Genomic DNA, 24,412 nt, shown 5'->3' on the forward strand with positions numbered 1-24,412 from the left:
CGGGAAATCACCAGGCGATGCGCAGCAGCGAAGGGCCGCGCACGATCACCCCGTACTCCCATTTCACGCCCTCGCGGCCGTCGGAGAGCCGCAATTCCGGAAAGCGCTCCAGAATCGCTTTCAGCGCCTCCTGCAGTTCCAGCCGCGCCAGCTGCGCCCCGATGCAGTGGTGCGGGCCGTGCCCGAACGCGACGTGCGGGTTCGGACTGCGGGTCAGGTCGATGACGTCCGGATTCGCGAAGACCTCCGGATCGCGGTTCGCCGCGTGCAGCGCGGGCAGCACCGGATCGCCCGCCCGCACCACGACGTCGCCGATGCGGATATCCTCGCGGGCATACCGGGCGAACATCGCCGCGGTGTTGATCGGCACCCACCGCAGCAGTTCTTCCACCGCGGTCGGCAGGATTTCCGGCTGCGCCCGCAGCTGTGCGAGCAGTTCCGGCTGTGTCAGCAGGGTGAAGACGAAGCTCGGCAGCGCCGAGGACACCGTCTCCACGCCACCGGTGAGCAGCCCCGCACCGGCGATCGAAATGAGCTCGTTCTCGCTGAGCTTGTCACCGGCGTCGCGGGCGTAGACGAGCGCGCCGAGGAGGTCGTCGGTCGGGTCCTCGCGGCGTTGCGCGACCAGCTGCGCCACGTAGTTGTCCAGCTGATCGCCGTAGACGTCGAGCACGTCGCCCTTCGCCGTGGCATCGCTGACCAGCGCCTGGGTCCACTCGCGGAAGATCGTGTGGTCTTCCTTCGGCACTCCGAGCAGGTTGCAGATCACCGTGACCGGCAGCGGCCGCGCGAGATCCTCGACAATGTCGCCGGGCGCGCCCTTCTCGATCATCGCGTCGATCAGCTCGTGCGTCAGGGTGCGGACGCTCTCGCGCATCGCCTCCAGCCGGCGCGCGGTGAACGCCTTCATCACCAGGCGGCGCAGGCGGGTGTGGTCCGGCGGGTCCATCCCCATGATGCCGTCGCCCATCTGCTGGCGGCGCATCCGCGGCTGGTCGAGCCCCTGTGCCAGCTCGCGGCTGAACCGCGGGTCGGCGGTCACCAGCTTGACGTCGGCGTACTTCGTCGCCAGCCAAGCCGGTTCGCCGAACGGCAACTGCACCCGGCTCATCGGCTCGTCGCGCTGCAACTGGTGGTAGATCTCGGAAACGGACGTCTCGTGCATGTCGAACGGATACGCCCGGACAGTCCGGCGAGTGCTCATCGCGGTTCCCCTCCGATCGCGGTCATCGGCTGCTCCAATGCCTGGGTGTCATGGGTGTGCTGGACGTAGGACAGCGCCGACATCAGCGTCGACGAGGTGATCCGGCCGCTCGGCGCGCGCTCGGCGATCCCGCGCAACGGCAGCGAACCGAGCTCGGACCAGCCGAGCCTGCCGTCCGCGTCGAGCGTGCTGCGCGCCTGGCCCGCGTTGTCCGGATGCAGGCAGTACGGCACGTCGAGCAGACCGCGTTTGAAGGCGACCACGAGCGCGCGGTCGAGATCGGCGTGGCTGTTGAGTACCGCGTCGACCAGGGCGTAGGCCTCGCGGTAGACCTGGTTGTCGTCGTCCACCATGGCCTTGACGCCTTTCGCCGAGGCAGCCGCGTGTTCGAGTGCGGTCACGTTCTCCGCGACGGTCGGGATGCGGTGCGCTTCGGCGGCGGTCTTCACTATCAGCCGCTCCGAACCGGTGCTCATCGCGAGCTCGGCAGCCTTGCCCAGCAACAACATCGCACCGTCCGGCGTGCGCGGGAAGAGACCCATGTACGCGTAGATCACGACATGCCAGGTCGCTTCCGGCAACAGCTCGGCGCACAACCGGCGCAGCGCGGCGACGGCTTCGCGGTCCTGGTGGAGGTTCGTCTGCTGCGCGTAGCTCACGGAGATGCTGCGCACGCCCTTGCGGTAGAAGAACAGCGCCTCCAGCACGCTGATCGCGACGAGTTCGCTCGGCGGGCACAGCTGTCCCAGCATGCAGCCGCCGAACGTCTCCAGATGCGGACGGCCGCCCGGGTGGTCCGCCTCGACCAGAAGATCGCAGCAATACGCCCAGTTCCGCACGGATTCGTCGAGCGGCGTGCGGCTGTAGGGCAGGCAGTAGGAAATCGGGCCGCCCTCGGTGGCGTGCAGACCAGCCGCGATCATCGCGCGGAAAATGTCCACCGGACGCGCCGACCCGTGCCGGACCTGCACCGGGAAGTCCGGGCCTTCGAGGCCGTCGAGCATCGCCCGGGTCACCTCGGGCGGATGATTGACGATCGGGTAGCCGTTGAGCGGAATTCCGTTGCGCAAAGCGTGTTCCGCAGACTCGGTGTCGCGGACGCGAGTGTAGCTGTCGAGCGTGAGCGTGCCGACGGTCGCGGCGTTCGCGTGCTTGGTCGCGACAAGACCGGCGCGCATCGCGGCCGGACTGTCGAAGCCCATGCGCGGTTGCACGACCAGTTCCCCGGCCGCGTGCCGCTGCGCGACGAACCGCTCGAAGCTCACGCTCCCTCCAGCTGGCCGACCCCGCCGGGAAGCGTGGCCGCGAAGTGCCGGAAGGCGGCGGCGTTCTGCTCGTCGAAGACTCCGTCGAATCCGGCGAACAGCAGTTCCGCGGTCTGCTCGTCAGAAAGCGGACCGCCGGTGCCGAGCTTGCCGCCGATGACGATTGGCAGCCGTCGCAGCTCCGGCTGCGCGCGAAGCCGTTGCACGACTCGCAGTCCGTCCTGGTAGCCGTGCCCGTTGACGCTGCTCAGCACCAGCATCGCCGGACGGCGGCTGACGCATTCGGACTCCAGCAGCTCGTCCGGTACGCACGCGCCGAGGTTCACGACGTCGAAACCGAGTTCTCCCACCAGAAGTTCGAGGTAGACAAGGTTCCAGGTGTGCGAGTCCGAAGCCATGCTGCTCACGATCACCGTGCGCGCACTGGGTTCTTCAATGATGCTGCTGCCGTAAGCGCGGACTTCCTCGCTCATGGCGACACCTCGTAAGCCCGCTGATAGTCCAAACGCGACACTGAGATGACCTCGTCGCCGCGGACCACGACCTCGGTCGGCGCGGGACGGCCGAGGAAGCTGATCAAGCTCGCGGTAACGCCGTACGCACCGACGTTCGGCACGGTCAGCAGGTCTCCAGCGGACAGCTCGGGCAGCTTCGCGGCCTTCGAGAGCGAGTCCCCGGGAGTACACAGTGGACCGACAAGCTGTCCCGGGTTGTCCCCGGCCTGGTCGACGCCGACCGCGGCGGGCAGCAGACGTCCGATGCCGGAAAGGCCGCCGACCACGTTGATCCCGGCGTCGAGAATGACGAACCGGTGGCCCCGGCTCTCCTTCACGTTCACGACGCCAGCCAGCAGCGTCCCGCAGGTCCCGGAGAGATACCGGCCGGATTCGCACGCCAGCTCGACCGCGCCGCTGCGCCATTCCGGCAGGTAGAGGTCGAGAAGCTGCTCCAAACCGTTGCGCAGCTTCGGGTAGTCGGTGCGCTCGCCGGGAACCGCGTACGGCGAGGAAAACCCGCCGCCGATGTCGAGCAACTCCAGCGGCAGCCCGACTTCCTGGCGCAGCTGCGCGGCCGACTGCAGCACGAACTCGTACTCGCCGAGCAGTGCGTCCTCGTCCTGCGCGTTGCTCATCGTGAAGAAGTGCGCGCCGACGATCTTGGCTCCAGTAACCGCCTTGAACAGCGGCATCAGCTCCGGCAAAGTCTCGGCGTCGACGCCGAACTGCGACGGGCGGCCCATCATCCGGATCCCGGTCGACGCACTGCCTTGCGTGGTGTTCACCCGCAGCAGGCAACGCGCGACGGTGTCCTGCCGTTCCGCCGCGGCACCGACATGCTGCAGGTCAGTCAGCGATTCCACGGAGAACAACCGGACGCCGGCGGCGATCGCCGTGTCCAGCTCCCCGTCGGTTTTGCCCGGGCCGGTGTAGAGGATGTCCTCCGGCGCGAACCCGGCGGTCAGCGCGTTGGCCAGCTCGCCGGTCGAACTGATCTCCGCGCGGCAACCGCCCTCGCGGAGCTCACGGGCGATCTCCGGATGCGGGTTGGCCTTCAGCGCGTAGTAGACCGCGAACCCCTCGGGCAGCAGCCCGAACAGCTGAGCACGCGACTGCGCGGTCACGTCAAGGTCGTACACGTAAGCCGGCGTGCCGAACCGTGCGGCCAGCTCGTCGTACTTGCTCATTTGCGGGCACCTTCCACCAGCAGGGCGAGTTCCTTCGTCGCGTTCTTGCCGTGCGCGGTGAGCGGGAACTCGTCCACGACGTGGCACAGCGCGGGCACCTTCTGCGGCTCGAGCCGCTGCGCCAGTTCCTTGAGCACCGTGGTCGGCGGCAGCTCGCTCTCCACGCAGATCGCCAGGTCACGCGTCTCGCTCGGCGGGATCGCGCCAGCCGCGCGCACGCCGGGAATGTCCATCGCGGCCGCCTCGATCTCCAAAGTGGACATCCGGATTCCCTTGCGCTTGAACATGTCGTCGCGGCGGCCCTCGAAGTAGAGGTAGCCGTCCTCGTCGAGCCGGCCGTAGTCGCCGGTGTGCAGGCGCAGTTCGCCGGTGGCCTCGTCGCGGCGGAACGCTCGTGCGGACAGCTCCGGGGCGCGCCAGTAGCCGGGCATCACGTGCGGACCGGCGGCCACGATCTCGCCGATTTCCCCAGCGGGCAACGGAGTTCCGTCGGCGGCGAGGATGTGCACGGTCGTGCCGGGCAGGGGAAGGCCCGACGAACCCGGACGCTCGGTGTCTTCCTCCGGCGGCATGACGGTGATCCGCTTGCACTCGGTCTGCCCGAACTGGCGGACGACGCGGACGCCGGGGAACGCGTCGCGAAGCTTCGCGATGGTCGAATCCGGCAGCGCCGCACCCGTGTTGGTGAACAGCCGCACCGGAGCCGCTTCGCCGCGGTCGCGCTCGGCGAGGGTGGCGATCATCGTCGCGAGCGAAGGCACGATCGGGACGACCGTCGCGCCGACCTCGCGCATCCGTTGCAGCAGCCGAAGATCGGACTCGGCGTCGGCCAGCACGATCTCGCTGCGGCCGAGCGTCGAGAGGAGAACCTTGTACAGGCCGTAGTCCCAGGACATCGGGAACCGGCAGAAAACGACGTCGTCCTGGCGGTAGCCGAGCACCGCCTGGATCGCGCCCGCGGCGAAGGTGACCTGCCGGTGCGGCCCGATGACACCCTTGGGCGCGGCCGTGCTGCCGGAGGTGTAAACGAGAACCGCGACGTCGTCCAGGTCCACGTCAGTGGGCTCGACGCGCGTCCCCTCGCGGTAAGCCGCTTCGACTTCCGTCCACAGTGGAGCGAACTCGGCGGGCTGCAGGATCAGCACCGGTTCGGCGTTCTCGACGACGGAATCGAAGTGGAACTGCTTCATCGCCGGGTTGATCGGCACGAACACCGCACCCCGGCGGGAAGTCCCGTGGAAGAGCGCGACCAGCGCCCGGTCAGTCGGCAACTGCACGACTACGCGATCGCCGCGCCCGACCCCGCGCCGCGCGAGGACCGCCTCCACCGCGTGACTCCAAGCGGCCAGCTCGGCATACGTCCACACCCCCGCCCGGTCGCGCACCGCGGCGGCGTCCGGCGCACTGGCCACCGCCGCGTCGAGCAGGGCATGGACGAGAGAACCGGATTCGTTCACGACTGCCACTCCCGAAAGGATTCGTAGAATCACCGTGCCTGCGCGGGATAGCTCCCCGACGTCGCAGAAAGTTATCCGCGCGCAGGCGGTGATCCACACCCCTAACGGCCCCTAGCTGGCAGTCTGGCGGCTCAGGCAGGCACCGGACTGAGGATCTCCGCGGCCCGCGCCGCCAGGGTTTTCCGGTCGATCTTGCGGTTCGAATTCAGCGGGAACTCCTCGACGTGTTCGTACCGCCGCGGGATCACGCCCTCGGGCAGCACCGCCCGCAACGCCCGCACCAGTTCGATCACCGGACGCTGCGGCCCGGTGTAGAAGACGAACAGCTCGGTCCCCGCGTCGCCTTGGACGCCGAGCGCCACCGCCTGCACCCCGCACGTCTCCAGCGCGTGCTCCACCTCGGTGAGCTCCACGCGCCAGCCGAGCACCTGCACCTGCGAATCGAGCCGCCCGAGGTAGGCGAGATCGTCCCCGCCGAGCCGTCGCACCCGGTCGCCCGTGCGATAGAACCGCTGCCCGTCGCGGTCGAGGAACCGGCCCTTCTCGTCGGCCGGGTCGAGGTAGCCCGGCGTCAGCTGCGGTCCGGCGATGGCGAGTTCGCCCTCTCCCGCCTCGTTCTCGTCGATGAGCAGGTACTCGTGCCCCTCGTGCACCGCGCCGATCGGCACCACGCCGTTCACCGCGATCCGCGGGCTCTCCTCGTCGTCCCACCGGTACCCGGCGACGGTGATGGTCAGCTCCGTGGGGCCGTAGAGGTTCTCGGTGACGGAATTGCCCGCCGCCGCCCGCCAGTCCGCGGTGTCGCGCACGGTCAGCGCTTCCCCGGCGAAGAAGCTCCACCGGAGACCGGGCATCGCACCCGGGGTGAGCCGTCCGGTGCGACGCACCAGGTCGATCGCGCTCGGCGTGGAGAACCACACGGTGAGTCCGCGTTCCGCCACGAACGCCGGCACGTTCCGGTACGCCGCTCCCGGCAGGACCACCGCTTCCGCACCCGCGCCCCACGCGCAGAAGAGGTCGAACATCGCGCAGTCGAAGTTCAGGTCGAACGTCTGGGAGAAGACGTCGTCCGGGGTGAAGTCGTACCGCGCGTCGAGCAGGCCGAAGTAATGCTCGGTGGAGCCGTGGCCGATCCGGACTCCCTTCGGCCGTCCCGTGGAGCCCGAGGTGAACAGCACGTACGCGGAGTCCTCCGGGCGCACGTGCCTGGGCTCGCTGAGCGCGCGTGCCGCTTTCAGTACTTTCGGGCTGGCTTCCGGAGCCAGCAGGGTCTGCACCGGCGGAGCCACGGTCAGACCGCGTTCGTCGGCGATGATCGCGTCCACCTCCGCCGCCTCGACCATCTGCGCGGTCCGGGCCGCCGGGAAATCCGGCCGCAGCGGGACAACCGTCGCCCCCGCGTACAACCCGGCCAGAATCCCGGCGTAGGCGGTGACGCCCTTGCCTGCCAGCACCCCTACCGTGCGGGCGCCGGACTCCGCCAGCGCGCCGCCCCACAGCAACGCCCGCTCGTGCAGCTCGCCGTAGGTCAGCGTCCGCCCGCCGACGCTGACCGCCGGCCGGGACTCGGAACGGGCCAGCCCGCGCAGAAACCGCGCGTGCAGTCCCGAGGTGGTCGTGGTGTCCATCATGGTCCTCCGCCTGAATAGGGGTCCCGACGCGTCGCTCAGGAGCGGCGGCGCGGGGTAAGGTTCAAAACCGAACCGGGCGGTCGGTTTCCCTGCCTGGTGAAGTGCCCGACCCAGCCACCGGAGTAGCCATGTGGGACAGCTCTTTCGACGAAGCCCTCCGCCCGTACCTTCCGTTCCTGCCCGCCGACGAAGCGCTGACCGCCGAGACCCCGCTCAAGGAGTACGGCCTCGACTCGCTCGCCACGGTGGAACTGCTGGCGGTGCTGGAGGAGAAGTACAACGTCCGGTTCTCCGACGACGCGCTGAACCTGGAGACGTTCGAGAACCCCGGACGCCTCTGGACGACGCTGTCGAAGCTGCAGCCGGCTAGCTGACCCGCGAGGGACCCGCGCCGCGCCGCCGCGGCTGCAGCGCGAGCCGCGGGTTCACCGTGGTCACCTCGAACCGGCTGGTGGTGGCACGGACGCGGCCGAACAGCGTGTCCGGCCCGGCCACCCACAGCTTGCGCACGCCGAGCTGTTCGAGCGACGAGACGACGTCCGGCCAGCGCAGCGGCTCGACGATGCTGTCCAGCAGCATCGTGCGGACCTGCTCGCCGGACCGCAGCACCGAACCGTCCTGGTCGGCGATGATCGGAAGGAGGGGATCATGGAAGTCGAGGCCGCCGAGCACCTCGTCCTCGGCCTTGCGCCGCAACGCGCCGAACGCGCGCGAGTGCAGCGGAGGACGCATCGTGTACAGCGACAGCCCGCCCATGCCCCGCACGGTCTGCTTGAGCCAGTCGAGGTTCCGCTCCCGCACCGAGACCATGTAGAAGTCGTGGTCGATGTAGCAGGAGATGTCCGACCATTCGCCGCGCCCGTCCAGTTCGGTCAGCGCGTCGCGCAGTTTCTCTTCCGGCGTGCGGACGAACGAGTGCGTGACGACGTCGGTGTGCTCGGTCGCGAAGAACTCGTCGAGGCACTGCGCGAGCTTCGCGGTCATCCACACCGCATCCGGGAAAGTGAGCGAACCGGCGTACACGCTGGCCGGTTTCTCGCCGAAACTCGGGCCGGTGCAGTAGTCCGGGCTCATCCCGTACTCCTGTTCGGCCCACTCGGCGAGCGCGACGCAGGTGAGCATGAACCCGACCTGAGCGTACTCGGAGTAGTCGCCCTCGGCCTCGCGGAAGCGGTCGACCAGCGAGTAGCCCAGCCGGTCGTCGGCGTCCTTGATGAGCCTGCGCGCGAACGGGTTGATGAGCAGGAACTTGCCGAAGTCGACGAACCGGCACGGGCTCATCCCGGGGAACACGACCGCCGATCCGGCCTGGCTGGCCTCATCCATGACTGGCGACCTCTCTTTCGGCGGGGGAATGGACTTGCTGAAGGAATCCCAGCAGGATTTCGCGGAACCGCTCCGGTTCCTCGAGATGGGGGACGTGGCTCGATTCCGGGAGGATCTCCCAGCGCACGTCGTGGATCCGGTCGTAGTACGGCTGCACGGTGGCCGGGGTGGCCTCGTCGTGCGCGCCGGAGATGAGCAGGGTCGGCACCTCGATGTCGTCGAGGCGGTCGATCACCGAGTAGTCCGCGAGCGTGCCGGAGACGGTGAACTCGCTGGGGCCGTTCATCACCGAGTAGACGGTGTTGTTGTCGGCCATCTCCATGAACGAGGCGACGTAGTCGGCTGGCCACGGCAGCACGCGGCAGACGTGCCGGTCGTAGAAGACGCGCATGAGGTCGAAGTACTCCTGCGTGTCCGTCGTGCCGGCGGCCTCGTGCGCCCGCAGGCCCTCGTCGACGCCGGGCGGGAGCAGCGCGCGCAGCCGGTCCATCTCGCTGCGCCACAACTCGTACGACGCGGGAGAGTTGGCGATCACCAGCCCGCGCAGGCCGTCCGGACGTTCGGCCGCGTGCCGCGCGACGACCAGCCCGCCCCAGGACTGTCCATAGAGGACGTAGTTGTCCTCGATGCCCAGCCGGTGCACCAGATTGTCCAGCTCGTCGCCGAACAGCTCCGGGTTCCAGAACCCAGGATCGGCGTCCGGCAGCCTGCTCGATCCGCCGCTGCCGAGCTGGTCGTAGTGCACGACCGGGAATCCGTGCCCGGCGAGCTCGGTCAGGCTCAGCAGGTAGTCGTGCGTGCTGCCCGGCCCGCCGTGCACCACGACCACAGCGGGAGCCGCTCCTCCCGGTTGCCCGGTGACCCGGTACCAGGTGCGGTGCTCGCCGAACGGGACCCAGCCTTTCGCGGTGGGCTCCATGGCCATGCTCATCACCTCGTTCGCCTCCCTCGTCCGTCTCCGGCGCAGCGCGGCCGGATCCGATTACCTGTCTATCTGCCGCGGCCCGCGCGCCATAGCCCCTAAGGGGCATCTAAAGCCGAGCCAAATCCTCCTTGCCCGCGCCGGATTCAGGGGTCCCCTACCGGGTGGGCCCGGACGGAGCACGGCCCTACCGTTTCCCTTGTTCTCCCGTGCCTACGAACCCGGAGCTGCCGCGATGCGCGTGATGCTGATGGTCTTCCCGACGAGGACGCACGTTTACAGCATGGCTCCGGTGGGCTGGGCGCTGGCCGCGGCCGGGCACGAGGTGCGCTTCGTCGGGCAATGCAACCCGCGCGAGGTCGCGTCGTTCGCCGAAACCGGGCTGGACGCCATGTGGTTCGGCGACGAACTCGACATCGCCCGGCACCGCCAGCTCCAGGTCGACGGCAACAACGCGATGCAGGGCGACTTCCGGATCTCCGAAAGCCGTCCCGAGCGCTACACCGACGAGTACGTGCGCAACGTGTACGAGCACTGGGTCGACGTGTTCCGCTGGACCACGCCGGATTCGCTGCTCGACGAACTCGTCCGCTTCGCCCGGCAATGGCAGCCGGACCTCGTCGTGTGGGACCCGATGATCTACGCCGCGCCGATCGTCGCGCACGCGCTCGGGGTACCGCACCTGCGGATGATGTACGCCGCCGACCAGACCGCCCGCATCGGCGCGCAGTACCGCGACCTCAGAGCCAGCCGCCCCGAGGACACGTCGCCGGACCCGTTCGTGACGTGGATGTCCGTCGCGGTCGGCCGGTTCGGCGCGGACTACGACGAAACTCTCCGCTACGGCGTGCGGACCATCGACTGCCATCCGTCGTATCTGCGGTACGACGGCGTGGACGTCGACTACGTCCCGGCCCGGTTCGTCCCGCAGAACAAGCCGATGGCAATCCCCTCCTGGGTGCTGGAGCAGCCGGAGCGGCCGCGGGTGATGCTCACCCTCGGCATCTCGAACCGGCAGGTGCTCGGCATCGAGGAGACCTCCGTCGGAGACCTGCTGGACGGCCTCGCCGACCTCGACATCGAAGTGATCGCCACGCTGAACGCGAGCCAGCTCGCGTCCGTGCGCACAATCCCGGACAACGTCCGTGCGGTCGATTTCGTGCCGATGAACGAACTTCTCGCCTCGTGCTCCGCGATCGTGCACCAGGGCGGCGGCGCGACGATCAGCAACGCGGTCGTGAACGGCGTCCCGCAGCTGGTCATCCCGGGCACCACGTGGAGCGAACGCGGCTCGGCGGTCGCACAGGTGAAGCGCGGCAACGGGCTGCTGGTGGACCTCGAGGACGTGACGCCCGCGAGCGTCCGGGCAGGAGTGTGCCGGCTGCTGGAAGAACCGTCCTTTCGCGAATGCGCGCTCGAGGTGCGCGACGAGATGCTGGCGACGCCCACGCTCGACGACCTCGTGCCGGAACTGGAACGGATCGCGCTATGCCCGTGACGCGGCCGCCGACCATGCGGGCGATCGGGTTTCTCGTGCTGAGCCTCCCGATCCGGCTCGCCGCGTTCGTGCTGATCCTGGTGACCATGCTGGCCGGCGTCGCGACGACGATGCTGTGGATCGGCATCCCCGTCCTGCTGGTCGCGACCTCGCTGATGCGGTCGTATTGCGCCTTCGAACGACGCTGGGCGCACCGGATGCTCGGCGTGACCATCTCCGAACCCGCGCGCAGGCGACCGGCCGGACCGGGCCTGCTCGCGGTGTGGCAGGCGCGGTTGCTCGACCCCGCCACCTGGCGCGAGTTCGCCTTCGTGCTCATCGCTTTTCCTTTGGGCATCGTGGAATTCGTGGCGGGCGTCGTGTCCATCGCAGTACCTCCTTTCGGGATTTTCGTGGCGCCGCGCATCGGGACGATGCACGGCGAACTGGCGGCGTCGTTCCTCGGCCCGAACCGCACCGCGCAACTGGAAGCGCGCACGCAGCAGCTGCGGAACTCGCGAGCGCGCGGAGTCGACGCGGTGGAGGCCGAACGGCGCCGGATCGAACGAGACCTGCACGACGGCGCCCAGCAGCGGCTGGTGTCCGTCGCGATGAGCCTGGGCCGCGCCCAGCTCAAACTCGACCTCGACGACCCGACCGCGGTCCGCGAACTCATCGGAGCCGCGCACGCCGACGCCAAACTCGCTGTCTCGGAGTTGCGTGACCTCGCGCGCGGCATCTACCCGCCGGTGCTCCAGGACCGCGGCCTGGACGCGGCGTTGTCTTCTCTTACCGCAAGAATGCCTATCCCTATTGAGGTCGAGGTTACCGTACAACCCCGGCCGCCCGCACCCGTCGAAACGACGACGTACTTCATCGTGAGCGAAACGCTCACCAACGTGACCAAACATTCCGGCGCCGACCGCGCGTCCGTGCGAGTGACCCGCGACGACGACACCGTGGTCGTCGAGATCACCGACAACGGCCACGGCGGCGCCTCGATGCGCCCCGGCGGCGGCCTGGCCGGATTGGCCGACCGCGCCGCCACGATCGACGGCGTGCTCACCGTCGTCAGTCCCGCCGGCGGCCCCACCGTCGTGCGGGCCGATCTGCCCGTCCGCTGGTGAATCCTGTTGTGGAGGCAAGAGAAATGCGCGTCGTGATCGCGGAAGACTCGGTGCTGTTGCGCGCCGGAGTGCAAAGCCTGCTCGCGGACGTCGGCATCGAAACCGCCGCCGCGGTCGACAATGGCGACGACCTGCTGGTGGCGATCCGGGACCACCGCCCCGACTTGGTGATCGCCGACGTCCGCATGCCCCCGACCTTCACCGACGAGGGCCTGCGCGCGGCTTTGGCCGCGCGCAAGGAAATCCCCGGCCTGCCGGTGCTGGTGGTGTCGCAGTACGTCGAAGGAAGCTATGCGGTAGACCTGATCGCGGAAGGCACGTCCGGCGTCGGCTACCTGCTTAAGGAACGAGTCGCCGACGTCGCGGACTTCCTGGAAGCGGTCCGCCGCGTCGCCGGCGGCGGGTCCGCCATCGACCCGGACGTAGTCGCACAGATGCTGTCCCGCAGCCGGGATCCGCTGGAGGCGTTGACCGCACGGGAAACCGAGGTACTGGCGCAGATGGCGCAAGGCTTGTCGAACACGGCCATCGCCAAGGCTTTGGTGGTGACGCAGGGAGCCGTGGAAAACCACATCAGCAACATCTTCGCGAAGCTCGGCCTGGAAGCCAGCCGGGACCAGAACCGCCGCATCCGCGCCGTCCTCACGTACCTGGACAGCACCGCGGTCCACGCCTGATTCACCGGATCGATACCGTGCAGATGTTCGACCGGCGGCGGTAGCTTGGGGATATGGATCTTGGACCCGTTCCCCTGTCGTCCGTTGTGGACGAGGTAGTCGTTCTCTTGTGGCGCAAAGCTTCCGCCACCCGCACTGACGCCACTCGCGCTTCTGTCCCCCGCCGCCGGTCGCTCCTGCCTTCCAGACCGGCCTTCCGCCCGAGCCGACTGTTCCGAAGACCCGTCTTCCGCGCAGTCGCCGAAACCACAACCGCGGTACTGCGAAAAGCCCGCATCGCTGTGCACCGATGCGGGCCCCGCTCCCTCACCCCATGGACGGGACGAGCTACCGCGCCCGCCAGCTCGTCGCCGGAACAAACCTTGCCAACGGTCGCCGAGGTGACGGCACAGCAATTTCCTCGTGCCCACCCGCCGCGGCCTGCCCGACAGCGGCCAATGCCACTAGCAGTGCAGCAACTTCAACGTCATCCGGATTCCCACGCACCACACGTACTGCGGGCGCTGCCACCGCAGCGCGTTGTTCACCGCGCACTCCAACGGCATCCCGCTCAGCCGCATCCGCTACCGCCGCGGCACGTCGTTCATCAGGCGCAGGAGCAGACTCCAGCCCAGCAGCTTCCCGCGACGCCTCAGCAGGCTTCGTCCTGGCCGAATCTGCGTACCCTGCCGTCACCGCGCACCGTTCACCGTGCGTCCCGGCAGCCTGGCGCACACCGTCCGGCACCCCGCCGGGCTCACCGCGCGCACCCGACTCGCCAACCGAAGCAAGAACCTCCAACCCCGCACCCGCCGTCATCACATCCCCCACGCCTGACCGCATCCCCGGAACCCCCATCACATCGGCGGGTTCCCGTGCTTGCGCGCCGGAACCTCGGCGTGCTTGGCCCGCAACATCGCCAGCGACCGGATCAGCATCTCCCGCGTCCGGCCGGGCTCGATCACGTCGTCGACCAGGCCGCGTTCAGCCGCGTAGTACGGGTGCATCAGCTCGGTCTTGTACTCCTTGATCTTCTGCCGCCGCACCGCCTCCGGGTCGTCGGCCGCGTTGATCTCGCGGCGGAAGATCACGTTCGCCGCGCCTTCCGCGCCCATCACCGCGATCTCGTTCGTCGGCCACGCGAGCGAAACGTCCGCGCCGATCGACCGCGAGTCCATCACGATGTACGCGCCGCCGTAGGCCTTCCGCAGGATCACCTGCACCCGCGGCACCGTCGCGTTGCAGTAGGAGTACAGCAGCTTCGCCCCGTGCCGGATGATGCCGCCGTGTTCCTGGTCCACCCCGGGCAGGAACCCCGGCACGTCGACCAGCGTCACCAGCGGGATGTTGAACGCGTCGCAGGTTTGCACGAACCGCGCGGCCTTCTCGCTCGCCTCGATGTCGAGCACGCCGGCGAGCGTCGCCGGCTGGTTCGCCACGATCCCGACCACCTGCCCGTCGAGCCGTGCCAAGGCGCACACCACATTCGTCGCCCACGCGGCGTGCACCTGAAGGAACTCGCCGTCGTCGACGATTTCCTCGATCACCGCACACATGTCGTACGCGCGGGCCGCGTCCGTCGGCACCACCTCGAGCAGCTTGTCCGTGCGGCGGTCCGCCGGATCGGCCGTCGGCTCCACCGGCGGCGCCTCGTTGTTATTGGACGGCAGCAAGGAAATCAGGTACCGCACGTCCTCGAGACAGCTGGGTTCGTCGTCGTAAACGAACGCGGCGACCCCCGACGTCGAGGCGTGCACGTCCGCGCCGCCAAGACCGTTCTGGGTGATCTCCTCGCCGGTCACCGCGTGCACCACGTCCGGGCCGGTGATGAACATCTGCGAGGTTTCGCGCACCATGAACACGAAATCCGTCAACGCGGGCGAATAAGCGGCACCGCCCGCGCACGGGCCGAGCATCACCGAGATCTGCGGAATGACCCCCGAAGACCGGGTGTTGCGCTGGAAAATCCCGCCGTACCCGGCGAGCGCGGTCACGCCCTCCTGGATCCGCGCGCCGGCACCGTCGTTGAGCGAAACCAGCGGAGCACCGGCCGCCGCGGCGAGATCCATGACCTTGTGGATCTTCTGCGCGTGCGCCTCGCCGAGCGCGCCACCGAAAATGCGGAAGTCGTGGGCGTACACGAAAACCGTGCGTCCGTGCACTGTCCCCCAGCCGCACACCACACCGTCCGAGTACGGCTTGCGGTGTTCGAGCCCGAAGGCCGTCGCGCGGTGCCGGCGCAAGGACTCGATCTCGGTGAACGAGCCAGGGTCAAGAAGCAGTTCGATGCGCTCGTGCGCGGTCAGCTTGCCGCGGTCGTGCTGCCGGGCGGTCGCGGTGTCGTCGGGACCGCGGCGCGCGGCCTCCTTGATCTCCCGCAGTTCCTCGAGCTTGCTGTCGAATCCGACCGCCAGTGCCTCAGACATGTGCACGCCCCTTGTCGACAAGCCGATCGGTCAAGTACTGGAGAATCACGTCCTGGTGACGGGTCAGGAAGAAGTGCCCGCCGGCGAGCGGGACCAGCTCGAAGCCCGCCGAAGTGTGGTCGCCCCACGACCGGACCTCGTCGACCGAGGCGACCGGGTCGGCGGTGCCGGTAAACGCCACCACCGGGGCGGCCAGCGGCGAGCCCGGCCGGTACCGGTAGGTCTCCACGGCACGATAGTCGTTGCGCACCACGGGAAGGATCATCCGCACGACGTCGTCGTCGCCGAGCAGGTCCATTTCGGTGCCGCTCAACCGGCGCAGTTCGTCGATCACGCCGTCGTCGGTGCGGGTGTGCACGTTCTCGTCCCGATGCCGCGACGGAGCCCGGCGGCCGGAGACGAAAAGCGTGTCCACCTCGGTGCCCGCGGCCTCCAGCCGCCGGGTCACCTCGAAGGCGATCATCGCGCCCATGCTGTGCCCGAACAGCGCGAGCGGAAGGTCGTCGCGGCCGCGCAGCAGCTCGGCGATCCGGTCGGCCAGCGCGTCGATGGTGGTCAGGAAGGGTTCGTGCCGCCGGTCCTGGCGGCCCGGGTACTGCACCGCCAGCACCTCGATGTCCGGCGTCAGCGCCCGCGAAACCGGGAAGTAGAACGGAGCCGAACCTCCGGCGTGCGGCAGGCACACCAGCCTTGCCTTCGCCTCGGGCGACGTGTGGAAGCGGCGAAACCAGCTGTCCTCGTCGGAATTCGCGCTACCCGTCATGTCGTCCCACCGCCTTTCCGACGTCTGCGCCGGGACGACCCGGCCACGGATCCTTCTTCGCCGACCCACGGTAACCGCGCCCACCACGCGCAACGACCCCTAGCTCCCCCTAGATCCACAATGGACAGTCACGCCCGCCCCCTAGCCCGGAAGAATCATTCGCATGCAGCCAACGTTCGTCCTCGTCCCCGGCTCCCACGCCACCGGACGCTGCTTCACCGCGCTCCAGAGCGAACTGGCCCTGCGCGGCCACCGCAGCCTGGCCGTCGACCTTCCCGGTCACGGCACCGCCGGGTTCTCCACCGCCTACCAGGCCCAAGACCTCGCAGCCTTCGCCGAATTACCGTCACCGATGGCTGGCATCACGCACGCCGACAACGTCGCGCACGTCATCGACCTCATCCGGCGCGTACGCGAACACGGTCCGGTCGTCCTGGTCGGCCACAGCCGAGGCGGCTTCACCGTCACGAGTGTCGCCAACGCGGTGCCAGATCTGCTGGCCCGAACCGTCTACGTCTCTGCCTGGTGCTGTGTCACCGGCACCGCGGCCGACTACCTCGCCACGCCAGCCTTCAGACCACCCGACGTCGGCCTGATCCCCGTCAGCGACCCGAAACGCCTGGGTGCCGTCCGGATGAACTGGCGCACCACCGATCCCGCGCACCTGACCGCGCTCAACCACGCGTGGACCACCGACGGCGCCGACGCAGAGATCATCGCTTTCCTCTCGACCCTCGACCCCGACGAATCGCGAGACGCCGGCACCGACCTCGTCGACCGGGCAGCCTGGGGCAAGGTCGCGCACAGCTACGTCCGGCTGACCGAGGACGCCAGCATGCCCCTCGCGCTGCAAGACCACTTCATCGAAGAAGCCGACGCCCTAACCCCCGACAACCCCTTCGACGTCCACTCGCTGCCGGTCGGCCACATCGACCCGCTGCTCCGCCCGACGGGCCTGGCCGAAATCCTCGCCGGAACCGCCGGCTACAGCGAGGGGGCCCGATAGGCGCCGAACTGCATCTCGCGGGCGAGCCGGAAGCCCAGCTTCTCGTACAACCGGATCGCGCCGGTGTTCGTCCCGGCCGCGTGGAGAAACGGCCGCTCCCCGCGTTCCCGGATTCCCGCGGCCACCGCCAGGACCAGCCGGGCCGCCAAACCTTGCCCTTGGAACGCCGGGTCGGTGCACACCGCGCTGATCTCCGTCCACCCCGGCAGGCGCATCCGCTCGCCCGCCATCGCCACCAGCGCACCGTCGCGGCGGATGCCCAGGTAGGCACCCAGGGCGATGGTCCGGGGCAGGAACGGGCCCGGCTTCGTCCGCGACACCAGATCCAGCATCTCCGGCACGTCCGCCTCGGTCAGCCGCACCGCCTCCGGGTCGGCGGCAGCGGGAGCGGCCGAACCGTCCATCTGCACACCGGTCAGCTCGGCTTCCACCGTCCAGCCCGCGGGCGGCGGCGTCCCGATCCGGCCGACCACGAGCGTCGACGCGCCCGGTCCGACGAGGTCGGCGATGTCGTGCCACACGTGTTCGTCCGGCTGGTCCGGCACGGCGAGGAACGGAGAGACATCCACCGGATACCGCAACACCTGCCCCTTCTGCTCCGCGAACGACGCGTGCGGGCCGCTCAACGCGGCCCAAGCGGGGTTTTCGAGCGGGGACGTGCTCATTCTCGCCTGCCATTCCAAATCCAGGGTGCTCCTCCAGAATGCGTGCGCCATCCCGGGTCCGGCCACCGCCTCCCACATGGTGAGCGGCCGAGGACCGCAGCTGTCCGCAATCCGCCATACCGTCGCCGCCATCACCGACGAAGGGACCTCGATGAGCACCGTCGACCGCAACCAGCCGCTCGGCACTCCGACCTGGATCGACCTCGCCGCGCCGGACCTTCGCCGCGCGCAACGCTTCTACGGCGCCGTCCTCGGCTGGACCTTCGACGGCGGCCACTGCCTGCTGCGCGACCTCCCCGTCGCGGGCCTGCGCCAAGCAGCCGGCCCCCGGCCGGTCTGGACCGTCTACTTCGCCACCGACGACTGCGACGGCACCGCGAAAGCCGTCACCGCCGCAGGCGGCAAGCTCGTCGACCAACCCCGCGACGACGGAGAGCACGCCCGCGTAGCCGTCGCGGAAGACCCGACCGGCGCGCGGTTCGGGCTCTGGCAAGGCCGCGAGCTCCCCGGCGCCCGGCTCGTCAACGAACCCAGCACCCTGATGCGCAACGACCTCGTCACCCCAGCGCCCAAGCCAGCACGCGACTTCTACTGCGAGGTCTTCGCCTTCACCCTCGACGGCAACGAAGACCTGACCGGCGTCGACTTCACCTTCCTGCGCCGCCCGGACGGCCACGAAATCGGCGGGATCATCGGCGACCCGTCCGCCGCGGCACCGGCGTGGGGCACCCTGTTCCTCGCCACCGACGCCGACGCTGCAGGCGCGCGGGCGGTCGAGCACGGCGGCGAGATCGTCGAAGCACAGGACAGCCCGTACGGCCGCATGGTGACCATCAAGGACCCGTTCGGCGCGGAGTTCGTTCTTGGTTCCTGAGCCCCAACTCCGTTGAACCGGTGCTAGAACAGGACAGGTGGACCTCGAAACCCTCCCCGGCGCGACCCTGCTCCCCGCGACCCCCGACGACGCCGCCGAGCTGATGGTGCTCCAGCGGTGTTGCTGGGTGCAGGAAGCCCTGCTCAACAACACCCTGGCGCATCCCGCGCTGCGGGAGGACCTCGCCGAGGTCCGCGAGGCGATCACGACCTGGCGCAGCTGGGTCGTCCGGCAGGGACACCGGCTCGTCGGCGCGGTCCGCGCCCGCTCGGTCGAGGACGGCGGCTGGGAAATCGGCCGCTTGATGGTCGCGCCGGACCTGGCGGGGCGCGGCCTCGGGCGGCTCCTGCTAGAGCACGCTGAACGGCACGCTCCGCCGGAAACGAAGCAGTTCGTCCTCTTCACCGGCGCGGCCAGCGAACGCAACATCGCCCTCTACGAACGGGCCGGCTACCGCCGCGCGCCGATGCCGTTCGAAGCGACCGGGATCTACCGGCTCGCGGTCTACCTGGTCAAACCGGCCTGACGAAGGCTCACAGCTCGTCGAAGACCAGCACGGTGTGCGTGGAGAGCACGTCCGGCATGTTCTGCAACCGTTCGAACACCAAGTCGCGCAGGCTGTCCGCGTCGCGGGTCCGCACGAACAGGATCAGGTCGTTGTCCCCGGACACCAGGCCGCCGTGTTCGATTTCCGGGATGTGCTTGAGTTCCGCGCTCACCGTGCGCCACGAGTTCTGCGTGACCTTCAGGTACACGTACGCCGCCAGGCCCTGTCCCATCCGGCGCGGATCGGTGACCGCCGCGTACCCGGTGATCACTCCCTCGCGGTGCAACCGCTCCACCCGCGTGTAGCAGCCGGCCCGCGAAATGTGCGCGCGTTCGGCGAGGGCGCGCATCGAGGCGCGGCCGTCTTTCTTCAGCTCGGCGATCAGTTTCAGGTCGACCTCGTCCAGCGCTGCTGCCATTTGTCCACCCGGCTGGGACATCCGTGCCACCTCGTAAGCCAATCGTCCAACCAAGACTCCACAACCGGGCCATCATTCCACAGTTCCCCGTCAAGTCTGGATCCCTGATCGCCTGAGAGCGAGTATCAGGGCCTACTCGTCTTCGTCGATGGGAGCTGTCGGTGACCACTACGGAACGCACTGCCGCGTCCTGTTTCCTGCCCAGCGACGAGCCGCTCGGCCTCGTGACCGCCGACGGCACGCCCGCGCCCGACCCGGCGCTCGCGATGCCCGCCGGCGACGTCCTTCTCCGCCTCTACCGCGGCATGGTTTCCGGCCGCCGCTTCGACACCCAGGCCACCGCGCTCACCAAACAGGGCCGGCTCGCGGTGTACCCGTCGGCGCGTGGGCAGGAGGCCGCCGAGATCGGCTCGATCCTCGCGCTTCGCCCGCAGGACTGGCTTTTCCCCACCTACCGCGACTCGATGGCCGTCGTCGCGCGCGGTGTCGACCCGGTCGAGGTGCTCACGCTGCTTCGCGGCGACTGGCACTGCGGCTACGACCCGTATCGCGCCAACGTCGCCCCGCAGTGCACGCCGCTTGCCACCAACACACTGCACGCGGTCGGCTTCGCGCACGCTGCGCGCGTGAAGGGCGAGGACACGGTTTCGCTCGTTCTCGTCGGCGACGGTGCCACCAGTGAAGGCGACACGCACGAGGCGCTGAATTTCGCCGCTGTCTGGAAGGCACCGGTGGTCTTCCTGGTACAGAACAACGGCTACGCCATCAGCGTCCCGCTCGAGAAGCAGACCGCTGCGCCTTCGCTCGCGTACAAGGGCGTCGGCTACGGCATGCCCTCCGTACTCGTTGACGGCAACGACGCTGCCGCCGTACACGCTGTCGTCGAGCAAGCGGTCGCACGCGCCGCGGCTGGCGAAGGACCGACGCTCATCGAAGCTGTCACCTACCGCATGGAGTCGCACACCAACGCCGACGACGCGACGCGCTACCGCGAGGAGACCGAAGTGGAGCAGTGGCTCACGCGCGACCCGATCAGCCGCCTCAAGCAGTATCTCACCGACCGTGGCCTCCTCGACGACCAGACGCAGCAGGAAATCGACGCGCGCGCCGAAGAGGAAGCAGCGGCGCTGCGCGAGCGGATGAACGTCGACACCGAGCTCGACCCGGCGGATCTTTTCCGGCACGTCTACGCCGAACCGACCGCCGCGTTGCGGCAGCAGGCCGCCGAACTGGCGCACGAGTACACCGAGGACCAGGCATGACCGCCACTCTGGACACCACGCTGTCGCTCGCCGGGGCGCTCAACCGCGCGCTCGCCGACGCACTCGCTGAGGACGAGCGCGTGCTCATTTTCGGCGAGGACGTCGGCACGCTCGGCGGCGTCTTCCGCGTCACCGACGGACTCGCCGCGCGCTTCGGCGACGCTCGCGTCTTCGATTCGCCGCTCGCCGAATCGGGCATCGTCGGCACCGCGATCGGGATGGCGATGAACGGCCTGCGCCCGGTGATCGAGATGCAGTTCGACGCGTTCGCCTACCCCGCGTTCGAGCAGATCACCAGCCACCTCGCCAAACTCCGCAACCGCACCAAGGGCCAGGTCGAACTGCCCGTGGTGATCCGCGTGCCCTACGGCGGCGGCATCGGCGGCGTCGAGCACCACTGCGACTCGTCCGAGGTCTACTACACGCACACGGCCGGCCTGCGGGTCGTCACCCCGGCCACGCCGGACGACGCCTACACCCTGCTGCGCGAAGCGATCGACAGCCCGGACCCGGTCATTTTCCTGGAGCCCAAGCGCCGGTACTGGGAAAAGGGAACCGTTGACCCGCAACGCCGTTCGCCCGGTCTCGACAAAGCGATGATTCGCCGCGAAGGCAGCGACGTCACCCTCATTTCCTACGGCGGCGCTCTCGGCACCACTCTCGAAGCTGCCGAGGCAGCCGCCGAAGAGGGCTACAGCGCCGAAGTGATCGATCTGCGCAGCCTCGCGCCATTCGACCTGGAAACGGTCGCCGCGTCCGTGCGGCGCACCGGTCGTGCGGTCGTGGTGCACGAGGCGAGCCGATTCTGCGGTTACGGCGCCGAAGTCGCCGCACAGTTGTCCGAGCGCTGTTTCCATTACCTGGAAGCGCCGGTCCTGCGCGTCGCCGGATTCGACATTCCTTATCCCGCACCGAATCTGGAACAGCACCACCTGCCGGGCGTCGACCGGATCCTGGACGCGATCGAACGCCTCCAGTGGGACGACGCGGCACCGCTCGACGGGGAGAAGTGATGGCCGTCTTCAAACTGCCTGACCTCGGCGAAGGACTGACCGAGGCGGAGATCGTCGCGTGGCACGTCGCGGTCGGCGACACCGTCACAGTGGACCAGACCGTCGTGGAGGTCGAGACCGCGAAGGCGAGCGTCGAGGTTCCGGTGCCGTTCGCGGGCCGAGTCGCGACGCTGCACGGAGCAGCGGGCGAAGTGCTGACCGTCGGCAGCCCGTTGATCACAGTGGACAGTGCCGCGGACTTCACCGAACCCGGCGTCGTGACGCCGGAGGGCAGCGGGAACGTCCTGATCGGTTACGGCACCAGCCAAACCCGCACCCGGCGCGCGCGGCGGCCGCGGGGCAGCAAGGCACCAGCGACGACCGCCCCGGCTCCAGCGCCGAAGTCCGCTGCGGACCGCGTCCGCGTCGTGTCACCGCTGGTCCGGCGTCTCGCCCGCGAGTCCGGAGTGGACCTTCACGCGCTCACCGGCACAGGCGCCGACGGCATCGTGAGCCGCGCCGACGTCGAGCGCGCGATCGCCGCCGCCGAAACCCCAGCAGTCCCCACCTCGGACGAGCAACGAATCCCCTTGCGCGGCCTGCGCAAAACCGTCGCCGACAAACTCGCCCGCTCCCGGCGCGAGATCCCCGAGGCGACCGTCTGGGTGGACGTCGACGCGACCGAACTGCTGCAGCTGCGCACCGCGCTCAACAGCGATCCGCACGCCCCGAAGATCAGCCTGCTCGCGCTCATCGGCCGATTCGCCGTCGCGGGCCTGCGCCGGTTCCCGGAACTGAACGCGCATCTGGAAGGCGACGAGATCGTCATCCCGTCCGCCGTACACCTCGGCTTCGCCGCGCAGACCGACCGCGGTCTGGTCGTCCCGGTCGTCCAGAACTCGCACCAGCACACCCTGGAGGACCTCTCCGCCGCACTCGCCGACCGCACCGAACAGGCCCGTGCCGGACGCCTCGCCCCGGCCGAACTCACCGGCGGCACGTTCACCGTGAACAACTACGGCGTGTTCGGAGTGGACGGTTCGGCCGCCATCATCAACTACCCGGAGGTCGCGATCCTCGGCGTCGGGCGGATCATCGACCGGCCGTGGATCGTGGACGGCCAGGTCACCGCCCGCAAGATCACCGAACTGACGCTGGCGTTCGACCACCGCGTCTGCGATGGCGGCACGGCAGGCGGATTCCTCCGGTTCGTCGCCGACTGCATCGAGAACCCAGTCCGGTTGCTGCGCACTCTCTGAGGACGGTCAGGCTGGCAGCTCTGCCAGCCTTTCCGTCTTCGCCCACACGTTCCGCTTCAAGACGATCCGGAACACCGCGCGCCACGTCGCGAGCACGCCGAGCAACAGGAACGCCGGATAGCACAATCCGGCCAGCAACGCCCGGCTCAGCGACTCCTCGCGCAACCGGACAAAGTAGACGATCGCCCACACGATCCCGGGCAGCAGCAACGCGGCCAGCCACCACGCCACCGCCTGCGACAGGTTTCCGGTCTCCGCGACCAAACCACCGAACGTGTTCCCGGTCAGCAACGCCACCGGCACGATCACCAGCAGCGCCGCGGCGAGCAACGACAGCGGAACAGTCAGCCACGGCACGACGAGGTAGACCAGGAAGTCGAAAAGCCCGGTCCCGGCAATGAACCGAGAGGTCGCGAGACTGCGCAAATGCCGTGAGCACTGGAGATTCCCCTGCGCCCACCGGGTCCGCTGCCGCAGCAGGCGACGCGTGTCTTCCAGCCCCTGCTGAGTCACCCAGGCCCGTTGCGTGTATCGGATCCGCACCCCGGCCAGGTGCAGCCGCAGGCCTAATTCGAGATCCTCGACCAGGCAGTCGCTCCACGGTGACGGCCCGAACTTCCGCAGCACCGACAGCCGCGTGAACTGTCCGTTGCCGCCCATCCCGACGCTGCCGAGCACGTCCCGCAACGACTGCGAAGCATCCGCGATCGCGCCGAACTCCAAGTCCTGCAACAACGCCAGCAACCGGCGTCTATTGTGGATCCGCACCCGGCACTGCACCGCACCGACGCCGCGGCTGCGCAGCATCGCCGACACCTCGGCGAGCAACCCCGTGCTGCCGCGCCCGTCACCGTCGATAATGCCCACGACGGTCTGCGAAACAGTGCCCTCCCGCTCGGCAATGGCATCGATGTAGCGGTAGCCCGCGTTGAGCGCTTCGCCCTTTCCCTGCCGAGCATGCGGCAAGTCGCGGCGGAGCACATGCAGCCGTTCGTCAGCAATGCCCGCGACGATCTCCGGTGTCGCGTCATCGGATCCGTCGTCGATGACCAGCACTCGCACCGGGGTTTCGGGAGTTCCCAGGCATAACGCGTTTCGCACAGTGTTGGCGATAACGCGTTCTTCGTTCAACGCCGGAATGACAATCCAGAAGAGCAACGGACGCGACGAGCGGTCAGTCGCGGGCCGCGGCGCGCGCCAGGCGAAGGCCGCCAGCACCAGGTTGTGGACCGGCCACCAGCACAGCAGCAGCACGAACCACCACGGCTGCGTCATGCCGAGTGCCGGCCCCGGGATCCGCTGGCACGCAGCCGGACCGAACGGACGGTGAACGCCATCGCGACGAATCCGGCCACCGGCAAGACAACCCACAACACTCCGTGGAACGGCGCGACACCGATCGCGGCGGCGGCCACGACCGCAGGAGCGACCCGGGTGACAGACATTTCTTT

The 24,412-nt window shown here is 68.9% G+C and carries 25 protein-coding genes; 10 read left to right on the plus strand and 15 right to left on the minus strand.

Annotated elements, in window-relative coordinates:
* Positions 1-7 precede the first annotated feature (7 nt).
* The 6 genes from L3Q65_RS26410 to L3Q65_RS26435 form a co-directional block, all read right to left on the minus strand.
* The gene (locus L3Q65_RS26410) at positions 8-1,204 is read right to left on the minus strand and encodes a cytochrome P450 (protein WP_182891227.1); all 1,197 of its coding nucleotides are present in this window, start codon (positions 1,202-1,204) and stop codon (positions 8-10) included.
* On the minus strand, positions 1,201-2,469 hold the full coding sequence (locus tag L3Q65_RS26415; protein ID WP_237596949.1) for a methylaspartate mutase: 1,269 nt from the start codon (positions 2,467-2,469) through the stop codon (positions 1,201-1,203). The genes L3Q65_RS26410 and L3Q65_RS26415 overlap by 4 nt, the downstream gene beginning before the upstream one ends.
* Entirely contained in the window at positions 2,466-2,942 is a 477-nt protein-coding gene (locus L3Q65_RS26420; RefSeq protein ID WP_182891225.1) for a cobalamin B12-binding domain-containing protein, read from the minus strand. The genes L3Q65_RS26415 and L3Q65_RS26420 overlap by 4 nt, the downstream gene beginning before the upstream one ends.
* Positions 2,939-4,153, minus strand: a complete 1,215-nt coding sequence (locus L3Q65_RS26425; protein ID WP_182891224.1) for a type III PLP-dependent enzyme — start codon at positions 4,151-4,153, stop codon at positions 2,939-2,941. Before L3Q65_RS26425 ends, L3Q65_RS26420 begins: the two co-directional genes overlap by 4 nt.
* Positions 4,150-5,619 carry an AMP-binding protein gene (locus tag L3Q65_RS26430; protein ID WP_237596950.1) on the minus strand — a complete coding sequence of 490 codons (1,470 nt, stop codon included), beginning with the start codon at positions 5,617-5,619 and terminating at the stop codon, positions 4,150-4,152. Before L3Q65_RS26430 ends, L3Q65_RS26425 begins: the two co-directional genes overlap by 4 nt.
* Positions 5,620-5,741: 122 nt before the next feature.
* A complete protein-coding gene (locus tag L3Q65_RS26435) occupies positions 5,742-7,238 on the minus strand; it encodes an AMP-binding protein (RefSeq protein ID WP_182891223.1) in 1,497 nt (498 codons plus the stop codon).
* Between the two features lie 131 nt (positions 7,239-7,369).
* Here L3Q65_RS26435 and L3Q65_RS26440 point away from each other — a divergent pair, with 131 nt between their 5' ends.
* Complete coding sequence (locus L3Q65_RS26440) at positions 7,370-7,615, plus strand: phosphopantetheine-binding protein (protein ID WP_037810574.1); 246 nt, start codon at positions 7,370-7,372, stop codon at positions 7,613-7,615.
* Here the strand turns inward: L3Q65_RS26440 and L3Q65_RS26445 are convergent.
* On the minus strand, positions 7,608-8,567 hold the full coding sequence (locus tag L3Q65_RS26445) for an ACP S-malonyltransferase (protein ID WP_182891222.1): 960 nt from the start codon (positions 8,565-8,567) through the stop codon (positions 7,608-7,610). The genes L3Q65_RS26440 and L3Q65_RS26445 overlap by 8 nt on opposite strands.
* Positions 8,560-9,492, minus strand: coding sequence for a proline iminopeptidase-family hydrolase (locus tag L3Q65_RS26450; RefSeq protein WP_182891221.1), 933 nt, complete (start codon positions 9,490-9,492; stop codon positions 8,560-8,562). The genes L3Q65_RS26445 and L3Q65_RS26450 overlap by 8 nt, the downstream gene beginning before the upstream one ends.
* 232 nt (positions 9,493-9,724) lie before the next feature.
* Between L3Q65_RS26450 and L3Q65_RS26455 the strand changes: the two genes are divergently transcribed.
* Genes L3Q65_RS26455 through L3Q65_RS26465 form a run of 3 tightly spaced genes read left to right on the plus strand, consistent with a single transcriptional unit; the run spans position 9,725 to position 12,770 of the window.
* On the plus strand, positions 9,725-10,987 hold the full coding sequence (locus L3Q65_RS26455; protein WP_182891220.1) for a nucleotide disphospho-sugar-binding domain-containing protein: 1,263 nt from the start codon (positions 9,725-9,727) through the stop codon (positions 10,985-10,987).
* Positions 10,978-12,093 (plus strand): sensor domain-containing protein, encoded by a 1,116-nt coding sequence (locus tag L3Q65_RS26460; protein WP_182891219.1) that lies wholly within the window; start codon positions 10,978-10,980, stop codon positions 12,091-12,093. The genes L3Q65_RS26455 and L3Q65_RS26460 overlap by 10 nt, the downstream gene beginning before the upstream one ends.
* Before the next feature lie 23 nt (positions 12,094-12,116).
* On the plus strand, positions 12,117-12,770 hold the full coding sequence (locus L3Q65_RS26465; RefSeq protein WP_067580506.1) for a response regulator transcription factor: 654 nt from the start codon (positions 12,117-12,119) through the stop codon (positions 12,768-12,770).
* Between the two features lie 327 nt (positions 12,771-13,097).
* On the opposite strand, the gene L3Q65_RS26470 is transcribed toward L3Q65_RS26465, so the two are convergent.
* Genes L3Q65_RS26470 through L3Q65_RS26480 form a run of 3 tightly spaced genes read right to left on the minus strand, consistent with a single transcriptional unit; the run spans position 13,098 to position 15,938 of the window.
* On the minus strand, positions 13,098-13,607 hold the full coding sequence (locus tag L3Q65_RS26470) for an acyl-CoA carboxylase epsilon subunit (protein WP_370648120.1): 510 nt from the start codon (positions 13,605-13,607) through the stop codon (positions 13,098-13,100).
* Positions 13,607-15,175 carry an acyl-CoA carboxylase subunit beta gene (locus tag L3Q65_RS26475; RefSeq protein WP_182891218.1) on the minus strand — a complete coding sequence of 523 codons (1,569 nt, stop codon included), beginning with the start codon at positions 15,173-15,175 and terminating at the stop codon, positions 13,607-13,609. Before L3Q65_RS26475 ends, L3Q65_RS26470 begins: the two co-directional genes overlap by 1 nt.
* The gene (locus tag L3Q65_RS26480; protein ID WP_182891217.1) at positions 15,168-15,938 is read right to left on the minus strand and encodes a thioesterase II family protein; all 771 of its coding nucleotides are present in this window, start codon (positions 15,936-15,938) and stop codon (positions 15,168-15,170) included. Before L3Q65_RS26480 ends, L3Q65_RS26475 begins: the two co-directional genes overlap by 8 nt.
* Before the next feature lie 163 nt (positions 15,939-16,101).
* On the opposite strand from L3Q65_RS26480, the gene L3Q65_RS26485 reads away from it, so the two are divergent.
* On the plus strand, positions 16,102-16,944 hold the full coding sequence (locus tag L3Q65_RS26485; RefSeq protein ID WP_237596951.1) for an alpha/beta fold hydrolase: 843 nt from the start codon (positions 16,102-16,104) through the stop codon (positions 16,942-16,944).
* Here the strand turns inward: L3Q65_RS26485 and L3Q65_RS26490 are convergent.
* Positions 16,923-17,609 carry a GNAT family N-acetyltransferase gene (locus L3Q65_RS26490; protein ID WP_237596952.1) on the minus strand — a complete coding sequence of 229 codons (687 nt, stop codon included), beginning with the start codon at positions 17,607-17,609 and terminating at the stop codon, positions 16,923-16,925. The genes L3Q65_RS26485 and L3Q65_RS26490 overlap by 22 nt on opposite strands.
* 151 nt (positions 17,610-17,760) lie before the next feature.
* Here L3Q65_RS26490 and L3Q65_RS26495 point away from each other — a divergent pair, with 151 nt between their 5' ends.
* Together L3Q65_RS26495 and L3Q65_RS26500 are read left to right on the plus strand one after the other, a co-directional pair.
* Positions 17,761-18,483, plus strand: a complete 723-nt coding sequence (locus L3Q65_RS26495) for a VOC family protein (protein WP_182891214.1) — start codon at positions 17,761-17,763, stop codon at positions 18,481-18,483.
* Positions 18,484-18,520: 37 nt separating this feature from the next.
* Positions 18,521-19,009 (plus strand): GNAT family N-acetyltransferase, encoded by a 489-nt coding sequence (locus L3Q65_RS26500; RefSeq protein ID WP_237596953.1) that lies wholly within the window; start codon positions 18,521-18,523, stop codon positions 19,007-19,009.
* 7 nt (positions 19,010-19,016) lie between these two features.
* On the opposite strand, the gene L3Q65_RS26505 is transcribed toward L3Q65_RS26500, so the two are convergent.
* Positions 19,017-19,448, minus strand: a complete 432-nt coding sequence (locus L3Q65_RS26505) for an Lrp/AsnC family transcriptional regulator (protein ID WP_037715277.1) — start codon at positions 19,446-19,448, stop codon at positions 19,017-19,019.
* Between the two features lie 161 nt (positions 19,449-19,609).
* On the opposite strand from L3Q65_RS26505, the gene pdhA reads away from it, so the two are divergent.
* The 3 genes from pdhA to L3Q65_RS26520 are packed head-to-tail and all read left to right on the plus strand — an operon-like array spanning position 19,610 to position 22,961.
* A complete protein-coding gene (gene pdhA / locus L3Q65_RS26510) occupies positions 19,610-20,710 on the plus strand; it encodes a pyruvate dehydrogenase (acetyl-transferring) E1 component subunit alpha (RefSeq protein WP_182891212.1) in 1,101 nt (366 codons plus the stop codon).
* On the plus strand, positions 20,707-21,723 hold the full coding sequence (locus L3Q65_RS26515) for an alpha-ketoacid dehydrogenase subunit beta (protein WP_237596954.1): 1,017 nt from the start codon (positions 20,707-20,709) through the stop codon (positions 21,721-21,723). Before pdhA ends, L3Q65_RS26515 begins: the two co-directional genes overlap by 4 nt.
* On the plus strand, positions 21,723-22,961 hold the full coding sequence (locus L3Q65_RS26520; RefSeq protein ID WP_237596955.1) for a dihydrolipoamide acetyltransferase family protein: 1,239 nt from the start codon (positions 21,723-21,725) through the stop codon (positions 22,959-22,961). The genes L3Q65_RS26515 and L3Q65_RS26520 overlap by 1 nt, the downstream gene beginning before the upstream one ends.
* 6 nt (positions 22,962-22,967) lie before the next feature.
* Here L3Q65_RS26520 and L3Q65_RS26525 read toward each other — a convergent pair whose 3' ends face one another.
* Both L3Q65_RS26525 and L3Q65_RS26530 read right to left on the minus strand, forming a co-directional pair.
* Positions 22,968-24,236 carry a glycosyltransferase gene (locus tag L3Q65_RS26525; protein ID WP_237596956.1) on the minus strand — a complete coding sequence of 423 codons (1,269 nt, stop codon included), beginning with the start codon at positions 24,234-24,236 and terminating at the stop codon, positions 22,968-22,970.
* A complete protein-coding gene (locus tag L3Q65_RS26530) occupies positions 24,233-24,406 on the minus strand; it encodes a hypothetical protein (RefSeq protein ID WP_182891208.1) in 174 nt (57 codons plus the stop codon). The genes L3Q65_RS26525 and L3Q65_RS26530 overlap by 4 nt, the downstream gene beginning before the upstream one ends.
* Between the last annotated feature and the right edge of the window lie 6 nt (positions 24,407-24,412).

Origin of the sequence: Amycolatopsis sp. FU40 (assembly GCF_021903635.1) — a bacterium.
Classification (GTDB): domain Bacteria; phylum Actinomycetota; class Actinomycetes; order Mycobacteriales; family Pseudonocardiaceae; genus Amycolatopsis; species Amycolatopsis dendrobii.